The organism is Idiomarina abyssalis (genome assembly GCF_019797805.1).
Classification (GTDB): domain Bacteria; phylum Pseudomonadota; class Gammaproteobacteria; order Enterobacterales; family Alteromonadaceae; genus Idiomarina; species Idiomarina abyssalis.
In genome coordinates this window covers 2,271,219-2,283,579 of record NZ_CP081832.1, presented here as the reverse complement: position 1 = coordinate 2,283,579, position 12,361 = coordinate 2,271,219, and the positions used below count along the sequence as shown (strand labels likewise).

General features: G+C 48.2%; 12 protein-coding genes. 6 read left to right on the top strand and 6 right to left on the bottom strand.

The genetic code is table 11. The annotated features are described in order from the left end of the window. Entirely contained in the window at window positions 1-852 is an 852-nt protein-coding gene (locus tag K5X84_RS10990) for a 23S rRNA (adenine(2030)-N(6))-methyltransferase RlmJ (protein ID WP_222235863.1), read from the top strand. Here K5X84_RS10990 and K5X84_RS10985 read toward each other — a convergent pair whose 3' ends face one another. The 3 genes from K5X84_RS10985 to K5X84_RS10975 all read right to left on the bottom strand — a co-directional run bounded on the left by K5X84_RS10985 (window position 853) and on the right by K5X84_RS10975 (window position 3,044). Further along, window positions 853-1,752, bottom strand: a complete 900-nt coding sequence (locus K5X84_RS10985) for a phosphoribulokinase (protein WP_054490221.1) — start codon at window positions 1,750-1,752, stop codon at window positions 853-855. It abuts the gene before it with no gap. Between the two features lie 75 nt (window positions 1,753-1,827). Continuing rightward, the gene (locus tag K5X84_RS10980; protein ID WP_054490223.1) at window positions 1,828-2,052 is read right to left on the bottom strand and encodes a SlyX family protein; all 225 of its coding nucleotides are present in this window, start codon (window positions 2,050-2,052) and stop codon (window positions 1,828-1,830) included. Continuing rightward, window positions 2,049-3,044, bottom strand: a complete 996-nt coding sequence (locus K5X84_RS10975) for a WD40 repeat domain-containing protein (protein ID WP_222235862.1) — start codon at window positions 3,042-3,044, stop codon at window positions 2,049-2,051. The genes K5X84_RS10980 and K5X84_RS10975 overlap by 4 nt, the downstream gene beginning before the upstream one ends. A 94-nt stretch (window positions 3,045-3,138) precedes the next feature. Between K5X84_RS10975 and fkpA the strand changes: the two genes are divergently transcribed. Continuing rightward, complete coding sequence (fkpA, locus tag K5X84_RS10970) at window positions 3,139-3,885, top strand: FKBP-type peptidyl-prolyl cis-trans isomerase (protein ID WP_222235861.1); 747 nt, start codon at window positions 3,139-3,141, stop codon at window positions 3,883-3,885. 61 nt (window positions 3,886-3,946) lie between these two features. Here the strand turns inward: fkpA and K5X84_RS10965 are convergent, their stop codons facing one another. After that, window positions 3,947-4,423 (bottom strand): Rsd/AlgQ family anti-sigma factor, encoded by a 477-nt coding sequence (locus tag K5X84_RS10965; RefSeq protein WP_054490229.1) that lies wholly within the window; start codon window positions 4,421-4,423, stop codon window positions 3,947-3,949. Window positions 4,424-4,525: 102 nt separating this feature from the next. On the opposite strand from K5X84_RS10965, the gene nudC reads away from it, so the two are divergent. From nudC to K5X84_RS10945, 4 genes are all read left to right on the top strand, one after another. Next, entirely contained in the window at window positions 4,526-5,323 is a 798-nt protein-coding gene (gene nudC, locus K5X84_RS10960) for an NAD(+) diphosphatase (RefSeq protein ID WP_222235860.1), read from the top strand. Window positions 5,324-5,401: 78 nt separating this feature from the next. Continuing rightward, window positions 5,402-6,478 carry a uroporphyrinogen decarboxylase gene (hemE, locus tag K5X84_RS10955; protein WP_222235859.1) on the top strand — a complete coding sequence of 359 codons (1,077 nt, stop codon included), beginning with the start codon at window positions 5,402-5,404 and terminating at the stop codon, window positions 6,476-6,478. Between the two features lie 109 nt (window positions 6,479-6,587). Continuing rightward, on the top strand, window positions 6,588-7,643 hold the full coding sequence (locus tag K5X84_RS10950) for an efflux RND transporter periplasmic adaptor subunit (protein WP_222237024.1): 1,056 nt from the start codon (window positions 6,588-6,590) through the stop codon (window positions 7,641-7,643). Window positions 7,644-7,646: 3 nt separating this feature from the next. After that, the gene (locus tag K5X84_RS10945; RefSeq protein ID WP_054490236.1) at window positions 7,647-10,745 is read left to right on the top strand and encodes an efflux RND transporter permease subunit; all 3,099 of its coding nucleotides are present in this window, start codon (window positions 7,647-7,649) and stop codon (window positions 10,743-10,745) included. Window positions 10,746-10,757: 12 nt separating this feature from the next. Here the strand turns inward: K5X84_RS10945 and K5X84_RS10940 are convergent, their stop codons facing one another. After that, window positions 10,758-11,486 (bottom strand): glycerophosphodiester phosphodiesterase, encoded by a 729-nt coding sequence (locus K5X84_RS10940; protein WP_222235858.1) that lies wholly within the window; start codon window positions 11,484-11,486, stop codon window positions 10,758-10,760. After that, entirely contained in the window at window positions 11,483-12,361 is an 879-nt protein-coding gene (asd, locus tag K5X84_RS10935) for an archaetidylserine decarboxylase (RefSeq protein ID WP_054490240.1), read from the bottom strand. The genes K5X84_RS10940 and asd overlap by 4 nt, the downstream gene beginning before the upstream one ends.

The window sequence follows — 12,361 nt, the reverse complement described above, 5'->3', positions numbered from 1 at the left end:
TTGAATTACCGACACATTTTTCACGCGGGCAACTTTGCGGATGTTTTTAAACATTTGCTGCAGGCCCGTGCACTTGAGTACTTTCAGCAGAAGAACAAGCCATATTTTGTACTGGATACCCATGGTGGTATTGGCTATTACGATTTACAAGGTGACGAAGCTGTTAGAACGGCAGAAGCCGAACAAGGTATTGTGCGCTTTGCTGAGCAAGCGGCAGATGAGCCCTTAGCAAAACAGTATTTACGAATTGTCAGTGGTCTTAATCCAGGCAGTGAGAGTTTGCGTTATTACCCGGGCTCGCCCGTGTTAACCTCAGAGTTTCTGCGCGAGGGTGACCGGCTGGTTGTTTGTGAATTGCACAAAGAAGATGCAGAAACGCTTAAACAGACGCCTTTAGGAAGACATCAACAGGTGCAGGTACTGGCGCCGGTGAATGGGTACGAAGCGGTTCGTTCACAATTGCCCCCAATTGAAAAGCGGGGCCTGGTTCTGATTGATCCCCCGTTTGAAAATACAAGCGAATTCGATGACGTGGTTGATGCTCTTAAACAGGGTTTGAAGCGCTGGAAAAGCGGCAGTTTCGCGGTTTGGTACCCAATAAAAGACGAGTTGAAAACAGCGGCTTTTCATCGTGATGTTGCGGCTCTTCCGGGTATTCCTAAAACCATGATAATGGAGCTCAACATACGAACAAACGATGAACGTAAAGGTCTCCATGGCTGTGGCTTTCTTTGGGTGAATCCGCCTTATGGTGTCGTTCAGGACAGTGAGCAATTACTGCCTTTGTTATGCAAAACATTAGCGCAGGACAAAGGTGCGAATTTTCACAGCCGCTGGCTGGTTGGTGAGTAGTTACTTACTTGATATCCAGTCAACTTGACGCCGTACCTGGTTTTTCCTTTCCATAATTTGTTCAATAAGCGGCGTTAAAATCAATTCCATAGCTAACGCCATTTTGCCGCCGGGCACAACCAGGGTGTTGGTCCTCGACATAAACGAGCCATCAATCATTTGCAGATAATACGGGAAGTCGACGTTTTTAATACCACGAAAACGTATGACAACAAAGCTCTCATCCAGCGATGGTATGTCTTTTGCGCTAAACGGGTTTGAGGTATCGACAGTGGGAACCCGCTGAAAGTTAATATGAGTTCTCGAGAATTGCGGCACAATATGGTGAATGTAATCTTCCATACCACGCACGATACTGGTCGTTACCGCTTCACGTGAGTGACCGCGCTCAGATGTGTCACGAATCAGTTTCTGGATCCATTCCAGGTTAACGATGGGTACCATACCTATCAGCAGGTCGACATACTGCGCAACGTCGTAACCATTACCACAGACACCGCCATGTAAACCTTCGTAGAATAAGGCATCGGTGCTCTCTGGAAGCTCTTCCCATGGGGTGAACGTGCCGGGCATCTGGTTATAAGGCACGGCATCGTCAAAGCTGTGTAAGTAACGACGAACTTTACCGTTACCAGTTTGCGAGTATGAACGAAATAAAGACTCCAGACGGTCGAAGTCGTTGGCTTCAGCTCCAAAGTAACTGATATGCCGCCCTTGCTCTTGCGCTTTGCGAATGGCCAAATCCATTTCGGGGCGAGAATAGCGATGAAAACTGTCGCCTTCCACAAAGGCGGCGCTGACATCTAACGAGCGAAAGATGTGGCGTACCGCCTGACCTGTTGTGGTAGTTCCTGCTCCTGATGAACCGGTAACGGCAATTATCGGGTGCTTCGATGACATAACATTCTCGCAAACTAAATAAGAACAGTTGTTATACTGACCTGTTTTACCAAGGTCAAGGTAAACTCGATGACTTTAATAGTGAGGTGGCGGTGGTTCAGCGGCCGGATCGGAGTCAGTTGACTGATTCTCCTGCATTTGTTTTAAGCGTTTGCCCAGCCACCGAATCTGCTTTTGCATTTCAGTCATTTGTTGAGTTTGTTCGGTAACCAGCTTATTTAATGAGTTGATGGTGTCTTCCTGAAAGGTGAGCTGCATTTCCAGGTTATCCAACTGCGCTTCAATTTTTTCTATTGTCATTCTTTACTACCTGTTAAATCAATATTCCACCACTCGGCGAGGCCGGCAGAACTTTCACTAATAACCATTTGTTCTTCTTCATCGAAGACGACAGATAACACAGAAGCGTTGCTTGGGCGGCCACCGTCGCGTAAATCCACCCGCCAATGCGAAAGTTGTTTCCCTGTCGCTGTGTCCCAAATTGCAATTTGACGTGATGGTGACCCGGTAAGGAGGTAATCACCGGATGCGCTAAAGCGAGCGGCGCTAAAAATTTTATGACGCTCCATGAATTTAAGCTTGGAAACGGTTTTTCCATCAGGGAGAGAGCGGATAACGGCGTTATCGGTAGCGTCTGCAATAAATGCGAAATGTCCATCGGGGTGCAGAGCAACCTGCGTGGTGCGTCCGTCTAGTGGCCAGCGGTGGACAATTTGTCCGCTACGGGTATCCCATAGTATGGCTGAGTGGTCATTAGAACCACTGAGCACATAAAAACCGTTGGGAGAAATAGCTAGTGCATTAATGGTTTCGGTATGACCATAAAATTCAATGCGCCGACCTGAAGCAGGGTTAAAGGCGACCTGTGTGCCATCACGCTTGCCCAGCACCACTGTTCCGCCCTTTTTACTGACGACAAGCTTTTGTATACCCCCGGAACCTATTTTCCAGAACCCTAAGTTTTCGCCGCTCTCAATGTCCCACATGGAGAACTCTTTACGAGAAGCAGCGACGGCAACTGCGCCATCTGCGCTGATATCAACATCGATAATTTGCGAAACTTCACTTTCATTATGTTGCCACTGATACTTTGCGTTGGTGGCGTAACGTGGCCAAAGCAGTAACCCGGTCTCATCTGTAGAAACCAGACTGAAACTGCCATCATCAGCTATATCGGCGGCGTAGGTACCATTTTCCGCGTGAATTGCTTTATTGACCTTCTCTGGTGATGGTTGGCAACCTGCCATGGCAATGAGCAGCATGAGTGCGCTGCACAGCTTGAGAAAAGGCATAGGCAAGTTCCTTATGGTTGTGTAGTATGGGTCTGTTACATAACACTATTATGGCATAGTCCGAAAGGATGCAAGACGATAATTGGAGAAAACGATGAAACAACTGATGAAGCCGTTAGCTATCTCAGCCATCGCGCTGGCGCTGACTGCTTGTTCACAAGAGAAATTTCCTGCTAATGACACTGAATTAGTTGATGAGAAAGATAAGCAGGCGTATGCCTTAGGCTCGTCTGTTGGTGGCTTTATCGCGCGTAACCTGGAGCGTCAGGAAGAAGCGGATTATATGCTTGAGCGTGATGTTGTTATTGCCGGCTTTGTCGATGCGATAAAAGGTGATCCTCAACTGACTGATGAAGAAGCAGAAGAAATTCTAAACGCGATGCGTCAGGAAGTCATGGAACAGCGCCAAAACGTTTTAGGTAAAAAGTCAGAAGAAGAAGGCAAGGCTTATTTAGCTGAAAACGCGAAGAAAGAAGGTGTGCAAACCACTGACTCAGGTCTTCAGTACGAAGTGCTGGAAGAAGGTGATGGAGTCAGCCCTTCAGAAACCGACATGGTTGAAGTTCACTATGAAGGTACGCTGGTAAATGGCGAGGTGTTTGACAGCTCTTACGAGCGTGGCGAGCCAACATCATTTCCATTGAACCGCGTTATTCCTGGCTGGACAGAAGGTTTGCAGCTGATGAAAGAAGGCGGTAAATATCGCTTCGTGATTCCGGCTGAACTGGCTTATGGTGAGCGCGAAGTGGGTGGTGGCCAGATACCACCAAATTCAACGCTAATTTTTACTGTTGAATTGCTGAATGTTCAAAAAGACGAACTGGATACAGAACAAAAGTAAGAACGGCTTAGTTGATAAAAGCGCCGGTAGATTTGCCGGCGCTTTTTTGTTGGTAACTGTGCTAGGCGGGTATTAGGTTATGTTCGTCTAAATGGTTGAGGAGTTTATCTTCAAATTCCATTCTTAACTCAAGCGCTTCGCCTAATGCGGATAAATCTCTATCGAAGGTTTCACAGTGGTCCGTGGAACTGATATCCCCGTATTTATCGTTAAAGTCTAAGGCAATCTCGGTCGTGTCAGAAATTAAAGGAAATAGCTCATCTGCTAGGTCATCAACAGAGTTTCCCTGCGAGCTGGCCTCGCGCACAATTTGATCATAAATTTCAAAATGACCGCTTGATACATAGTCGACCAGCTGACCGCAAAAGTTCCGGATATCGACAACATCAGGTAAGCCTTGACGGATGCTTTCGTAAGGAGGGAGCGCGGCAAGCTTAAAGTAATTAACTAATAAGTCCTGGCGTTCAGACAACCAGATATCGATACTTTTATGAGCGCCACCCCAGCGCTTTTTTGCCTGCTCATTACGGCTTAACATGATACTCTCCGTTTATAGTTTCAGTACCTAATGTAAATTCAGAAGCATTAGAACTCAACTGATTTTACAGAAAACTCAGCGGATTCGATACGCGGAATTATTATGGCCACTTTGTATTCAAAACCTGCAGATGATGAACCAGCATGGTGGTTCGTCGTCAGCTCCGATCACCTTTTTTTAGATGCGGCCGGCGAAGTGCCATTTGGCTGTTTACAGGAGCTAAGCTTTCCGGATTTGGATGAATACCGGGTTGTCGAGATAGGTGAGCTGCGTGAGCGCAGTTGCTATCTGGTAATGGCAGATTACATGGATGAGCAATTTACAGGAGGTGAGTTTGCTCCCTTGCGACAGCTTCTTGCCGTTGAAGACATGGAAAAGTTTGCAATGGCTGGCAGGGCACGCCAGTTCAGTGATTTCCTCAATACACACCGGTTCTGTGGTCGCTGTGGTGCGCGGATGCAGGCTATCGAATGGGAATTGGCAATGCACTGCAACCAATGCCAGCATCGCTGTTACCCCAGAGTGTCGCCGTGCATTATTGTGGCTATTCGCAAAGGCGATAACATTTTATTGGCTCAGGGTAAGCGACATAAAGCCGGACTGCACTCCATTCTCGCTGGCTTTGTTGAGGCGGGTGAGAGTCTGGAGCAGGCATTAGAGCGAGAAGTTTATGAGGAAGCAGGAATTCGCGTTAAGAACATTCAATACCATTTGAGTCAGCCCTGGTCTTTCCCTCATTCATTGATGATGGGGTTTACCGCCGAGTGGGCAGAAGGTGAGCTGCATATTGACCCACACGAACTGATTACCGGCGACTGGTTTGCTTTTGATAATCTGCCCATGATCCCCCCCGAGGGAACCATCGCAAGAACCTTGATTGATCTCTCTCAAAAGAGGTAAGCACAAGTTTTCATGGAGCCAATGCCTGCGGACTGATAAAATACCGGGCATTGATGTTGATTAAAAATTGGATTCGCTATGACCGCTCCGGCGCTTAAAAATGATCGTTACCTTCGTGCATTGGCAAAACAACCCGTTGATCGCACTCCCGTCTGGATGATGCGTCAGGCTGGACGCTATTTACCTGAGTATAAAGAAGTGCGCGCGCAGGCAGGCGACTTTATGTCACTATGCCGCAATACTGAACTCGCTTGCGAAGTGACCATGCAGCCGTTGCGCCGGTTTGACCTGGATGCCGCCATACTCTTCAGTGATATTCTGACCATTCCTGACGCCATGGGTCTGGGCTTATATTTTGAAACAGGTGAGGGGCCAAAGTTTAAAGACCCGGTACGCAGTATGGCCGCTATTAAAAACCTGGCCGTGCCCGATATGGAAGACGAGCTGGGTTACGTTATGGATGCCGTGCGTGCTATCCGTCATGAACTGAATGGCAGTGTGCCGCTTATTGGTTTCTCTGGAAGCCCATGGACACTGGCGACCTATATGGTTGAAGGTGGCAGCACCAAAAACTTTTCTAAAGTGAAGCAGCTAATGTTTGCTGACCCTGAAGCCATGCATACCTTGCTGAATGTATTGGCTGAATCAGTGACTCAGTACCTAAACGCGCAAATTGCTGCAGGCGCGCAGTCTGTCATGATATTCGATACCTGGGGTGGTGTACTCTCTCCGCGCGACTACAAAGCATTCTCTCTGGCTTATATGGAAAAAATTGTGGCTGGCCTTACACGGGAAGCCGACGGACGCAAAGTGCCTGTTACGTTATTTACTAAAAATGGCGGGCAATGGCTGGAAGCTATGGCGGCGACTGGTGCGGACGCACTGGGTGTGGATTGGACAACCGACTTAGGTGATGCCAGAGGGCGTGTCGGCGGGCAAGTTGCGCTGCAGGGGAATATGGACCCCAGCGTGCTTTATGCTAAGCCAGAGCGTATTGAAGAAGAAGTACAAACCATATTACAAAGCTATGGTTCAGGTACCGGCCATGTTTTCAACTTAGGTCATGGCATTCACCCTGAGGTCGACCCGGAACACGCCGCTGCTTTTATTAACGCCATTCATAAATACAGCCCAGCGTTTCATTCAAACGACTGAATTTGCGATTAAACCGCTATAATCCTCGTTAAGTGCACCGCCTTTTGGGCGGTGTTTTGCGTACAATGGTCTATGTTAAAGGCGTTGTATTATGAACTTAGAGGTAAACATGGCGAAACGTTCCTGGATAAACCCTATCACTATTGTTGTCGTTATTTTAATTGCGGCAGCTGTGTATTTGTTTGGGTTCCCTCCTGAAGAAAAGGTTGAAGAGGGCAAGGAACAGACTGTCCCGGTCAAAATTCAGACCGCTGAAATTAGTGAGTTCCGCGATACCATTGAAGCGCTTGGCACCGCCATGGCCAATGAAACGGTTCGTATTACCGCGCAAACTCAGGACGTTGTTGAAAAAATTTATTTTGAAAGCGGCGACTTAGTTGAGCAGGGACAACTGCTTGCTGAGTTAAATGCTCGCAAAGAAGTTGCCCGTGTGCAGCAGCTTAAGTTTAGTTTGGATGAAGCCAAACGTCAGCTTGAACGAGTCAGTGAACTGCGCCGCGGTAATGCTGCATCGCAACAACAGGTCGACGAGCAACAAGTACGTGTTAATGGTCTGCAGGCTGACTTAGAAGTGGCTGAAGCGACATTACGCGAAATGAAAATTTATGCGCCGTTTTCAGGCCGTGTGGGTATTCGTGAAATTAGTGCAGGTTCCTTAGTCAGCCCCGGCGATGTGTTTACAACGCTGGATGACATCAAGCCCATTAAAGTCGACTTTAGTGTTCCGGAACGCTATTTCGCCAGTATTGCCGTTGATCAGGAAGTGATTACCCGCAGCCGGGCTTACCCGGGAGAACAGTTTGTCGGACGTATTTCCAGTATTGATTCGCGCGTTGACCCCGTGACTCGTTCCGTGAAAGTGCGCGCTAAAATTGATAATGATGATGAGCGTCTGCGTCCGGGGATGTTGCTCCAGATAACGCTATTGCGGAGCATTGATGAAGCTTTATTGCTTCCTGAAAAAGCTCTTATTCCAATTCAAAACAGACAATATGTGTATGTGTTAACTCCGGATAACCGGGCGCGCCAAAAAGAAGTGACCATTGGCCGTCGTAAGCCGGGAATCGTAGAAATTACTGACGGCCTTAAGCCGGGAGAAAAAGTCATTATAGAAGGCATTGTTCGCCTTCGTGACGGTGTACCTGTTTCTGTGCAGGGAGGTTAAGTTATGTTGTTGTCTGACCTTTCTGTAAAACGTCCGGTTTTTGCAACCGTACTGAATATTCTGCTGGTGGTTTTCGGTATTGTCGCTTTTACCATGCTGCCGTTGCGTGAGTATCCGGATATTGATCGCCCCATAGTCTCTATTGATACCGACTACCCAGGGGCCTCTGCCGAAGTTGTAGAAACGCAGGTAACGCAGTTAGTTGAAGACCGCATTAGCGGCATTGAGGGCATTAAAAACATTAGCTCGAGCAGCCGCAATGGACGCTCCAGTATCAGTATTGAATTTAATCTGACTCGCGACATTGATGCTGCTTCTAACGACGTTCGTGAGCGCGTGTCGCGGGTACTCGATAATCTTCCCGAAGAAGCCGACCCACCCGAAGTTTCAAAAGCCTCAAGTGATGAAAGTACCATTGTTTGGTATAACCTTCGCAGCGAGAGCATGTCGATTCTTGAACTGACTGATTATGCGGAACGATACATTGTAGACCGTCTGTCGGTCGCCGATGGTGTCGCGCGAGTGGTCATTGGTGGTGATCGTCGCTATGCCATGCGCGTCTGGCTGGATCGTGACGCCATGGCCGCACGACAGGTAACGGTAACCGACATAGTCAGCCGCTTGCGTGAAGAAAACGTTGAGCTTCCGGCGGGGGAAGTTGAGTCAACCGATAGAGAATTTTCGGTTCGTATGGCGCGGGCTTATTTGTCGCCGGAAGACTTTAAAAACCTAGTGATACGACAAGGCGACGATGGCTATTTAGTGCGTCTGGGCGAGGTTGCCCGGGTAGAACTGGGTGCTGAGGATGACAAAACCGACTTCCGGGGTAACGGGGTTAACATGGTCGGTGTGGGTGTCATTAAGCAGTCGAAAGGCAACACTCTGGACGTGGTGAAGAACGTGCACCGGGAGATGAGAAAAATTCAGGAAACGTTGCCTGAAACCATGTACCTGGCGCCCAGTTACGACTCTTCGATATTTATTCAGGGCTCCGTTGATGAAGTTTACAACACGCTGGCTGTGGCGATGGCACTGGTTATTGTCGTTATTTACCTGTTCCTGGGGAATATAAGAGCCACCATAGTACCGGCGTTGACGGTACCTGTTGCCATTATTGCTTCCTACATAGTTTTGTTTGCACTGGGCTTTTCCATCAACTTACTCACCCTGCTGGCGCTGGTCTTAGCCATCGGTCTGGTCGTTGATGACTCTATTGTGGTGTTAGAAAACATCTATCGCCGCATAGAAGAAGGCGAGCCGCCTATTCTGGCTGCTTACCGGGGAGCCCGTGAGGTTGGTTTTGCTGTCATAGCAACCACACTGGTATTGATTTCTGTGTTTGTGCCTCTGGCCTTCTTAGAAGGTAATATTGGTAAGCTCTTTACCGAGTTTGCTATAGCCATAGCCGCCGCTGTGGCCTTTTCCAGTATCGCAGCATTAACTCTGACGCCGATGCTGAGCTCGAAGGTATTAAGCAAGAAAGAGCGAACCAGTAAATTCGGCAGAGCTTTTGATGCGACCTTTAACTGGCTTGAAAGAGGCTATCGCAATGTGCTCGAAAAGAGCGTAAAGCGTCCGCTTATGGCTGTCGTGTTGGTTGTTATGTCCGGCGTTGTTGCCTTTGGCTTGTTCAGCTTTATTCCTCAAGAGTTTGCGCCACCGGAAGATCGCGGTACGTTCTATATTCAGGTACGCAGTGCCGAGGGGGCCAGCTTTGAGTCGAGCTCCCGACATATGGACGAAATAGAGCAAATTCTTCTGCCTTATATCGATGAAGGAAAAATTGACCGCCTAATTGTTCGGGCTCCGGGCTGGGGTGGTAGTGCAGGTATTGCTATTGTCGGTGCCGTGCCTTTCGACGAGCGAGAATGGTCAAGTTTTGATTTAATGGAAGAGATGCGATCGCAGTTGGATTCTGTTGTGGGCGTTCAGGCTTTTGCGTTTATGCGCAGCGGCATTAGCGGAGGCGGTGGCCGGCCGGTACAGTTTGTGCTGCAAGGTAATACCTATGAGCGACTGGCTGAGTTTCGTGACATTGTGATTGAAGAGGCATCGACCAATCCTGGGTTGCAGAACCTCGACAGTGACTATAAGGAAACGCTGCCGCAGCTACTGATTCAGGTTGACGAAGCCAGTGCAGCCGATCTGGGTGTTTCCGTACAGGATATTGGTATTACGCTCCAGTCGGTACTGGGTCAAAGGCGAGTAACCACTTACCTTGACCGTGGCGAGGAATATGACGTCATGCTGGAAGGTGAAAAAGCCGATTATCGCAGCCCAAGTGCCATAGATAACATTTACGTTCGTTCACGCAAAAGTGACGAACTGATTCCGTTGTCAAACCTGGTGACGATTACTGAGCAGGCTACGTCAGCCCGGCTGAATCGTTATAACCGTATGCGCAGTGTGACTATTGAAGCGAACCTTGCGGAAGGCTACTCGCTGGGTGAAGCTTTGAGTTATCTGGAAGGAGTTGTGCAAGAGAAGCTGCCGGAAGACGTTTCTATTGACTATAAAGGTGAGTCGCAACTTTATAAGGAAAGCGGCAACTCAATCATCTTTGTTTTCGGTCTTGCATTGGTGATCACCTTCCTGGTTCTGGCGGCACAGTTCGAAAGCTTTATTCACCCGCTGGTTATTATGCTGGCCGTGCCTATGGCTATAGTAGGTGCCTTATTGGCATTGTACATAACGGGTATGAGTATCAATATTTACAGTCAGATTGGTATTGTGATGCTAATAGGCCTGGCTGCTAAAAACGGCATTCTTATTGTTGAGTTTGCGAACCAGTTGCGCGACTCCGGTATGGAGTTCAAAGAGGCAGTACTTAAAGCTGCTCAGCAACGCTTACGACCTATTGTGATGACGGCGTTCACAACCTTAATGAGTGCAATGCCGCTGATTCTTGGGTCAGGGCCCGGAGCAGAAAGTCGTATGGTCATTGGTACGGTGATTTTTGCTGGTGTTGCCGTATCCGCCTTTTTGACGCTATTTGTTATTCCGGCTCTGTATATAGCACTGGCTAGAAACACCAGCTCACCAATGGCTATCACTCGTAAGCTGGAGTCGTTGCAGGAAGAGTACCCGGACCATCATAGCTAATGGTCCGTCAGGCTAATAATGCAGAATAGGTTCGTTGCCGACGGTGGTTAAGCCGGCAATGACATTTTGAGCGTAGTTGGGGTGGTTGGTAAAAATGCCATCCACACCCATTGCGTGCAGCTCTTCAATATCGTGTTGGCCGTCTACTGTGTAGACATAAACTTGTAAGCCCCTGCGATGACCATCCTCAACCAGTTCAGGTGTCACAAAATCTACCGCAAAATGGGTTGAAAACGCCTGTAGCTCCTCTGCGAACTGACAATAGCTCAATGGGCAGCTGGCACTCAAAGCGCCAATTTTAATCTCAGGGCGACGCTTTTTAAGCCGCTGCAACCAGTGGTGATTAAAAGACGAAACTAAGAGTTGTTCAGGTTTGAAATTGGTGTTCTTTAGAGCGTAATCAATATCAAGCAGAAGCTCTTTGGTGGGCATATCACCTTTAAGCTCAATATTTACGTGACAATGTCCGTTAATATGAGCTAATGCTTCGCGCAAGGTGGGTATAGACTGCTGACCAAACACTTTCAGATGCTTTATCTGCTCAGCGGTTAAGTCTTTTAGCCGGCCGGGTGTGGCAGTCAGGCGTTCTAAATACCGGTCGTGGAACACAAAACGTTCACCGTCTATGGCATAAACGTCCAGTTCAATACCATGCACGCCGCTGTCCATGGCTCGCGAGAAAGCGGCAAGCGTATTCTCCGGGGCCTCATAACTGGCCCCTCGGTGCGCCCATAAAATCAATCGTTGCTCTCTTTTATCTCTGCCATAGTTTCTCCCATACGCGTGGTGGAAAGTGGCTTAAGATCGTCATCAAATTCAATCGAGTTTTCGGCAAAGGTAAGCACCACGGTTGAACCGAGTTTGAAATGACCCATTTCTTCACCTTTTTTGAGGTGTATAGCTGAGTGGCCTGACGTTGGATACGACCAGCTTTGAATACGGCCGCCGGTAGGCGGTGTGACGGTGCCGGACCAAACCGTACCGATACTGGCGACGATAGTTGCGCCAACCAATACCATGGACATGGGGCCAACTTCGGTATCAAAAATAGCTACAACGCGCTCGTTACGAGCGAACAGGTTCGGTACATTAGCCGCGGTTAACGGATTTACTGAATATAAATCACCCGGCACATAAATCATCTTTTTCAGGACACCATCGCAAGGCATATGAATGCGGTGGTAATCTTTCGGTGCCAGATAAATGGTCGCAAATTTACCGTTTACAAAAGGCTTGGCGTCTTCTTCGTTGCCACCGAGCAATTCCTGTAATGAATAGTCATGCCCTTTAGCCTGAAAAATGCGTCCGCCATCAATGTCGCCTAACTGGCTGACTGCACCGTCGACCGGGTGTGCTAATTCGTTGTCGTCTGCTTCCAGCGGTCGAAGCTCTGGTTTTAGCCTGCGTGTGAAGAATTCATTAAAGGTTTTATAAGCCTTGGGTGACTCGTGAATGGCCTCACTCATGTCAATTTTATACTGCCGAATAAACCAGCGGATAAAAACCTGTGTGAACCATCCGGCACGTGCAGCGGCAAACTTTCCCATTAACCTGGAAATTAAATGCTTCGGCATCACATGCTGGAAGAAAATTTTGACTTTATCGGTCTTTGACAC

Bases quoted from the DNA above. Each gene is read 5' to 3' on its own strand.
- K5X84_RS10985 (WP_054490221.1), bottom strand. From the start codon at position 1,752: ATGTCATCGAAGCACCCGATAATTGCCGTTACCGGTTCATCAGGAGCA.
- K5X84_RS10980 (WP_054490223.1), bottom strand. From the start codon at position 2,052: ATGACAATAGAAAAAATTGAAGCGCAGTTGGATAACCTGGAAATGCAG.
- K5X84_RS10975 (WP_222235862.1), bottom strand. From the start codon at position 3,044: ATGCCTTTTCTCAAGCTGTGCAGCGCACTCATGCTGCTCATTGCCATG.
- fkpA (WP_222235861.1), top strand. From the start codon at position 3,139: ATGAAACAACTGATGAAGCCGTTAGCTATCTCAGCCATCGCGCTGGCG.
- K5X84_RS10965 (WP_054490229.1), bottom strand. From the start codon at position 4,423: ATGTTAAGCCGTAATGAGCAGGCAAAAAAGCGCTGGGGTGGCGCTCAT.
- nudC (WP_222235860.1), top strand. From the start codon at position 4,526: ATGGCCACTTTGTATTCAAAACCTGCAGATGATGAACCAGCATGGTGG.
- hemE (WP_222235859.1), top strand. From the start codon at position 5,402: ATGACCGCTCCGGCGCTTAAAAATGATCGTTACCTTCGTGCATTGGCA.
- K5X84_RS10950 (WP_222237024.1), top strand. From the start codon at position 6,588: ATGGCGAAACGTTCCTGGATAAACCCTATCACTATTGTTGTCGTTATT.
- K5X84_RS10945 (WP_054490236.1), top strand. From the start codon at position 7,647: ATGTTGTTGTCTGACCTTTCTGTAAAACGTCCGGTTTTTGCAACCGTA.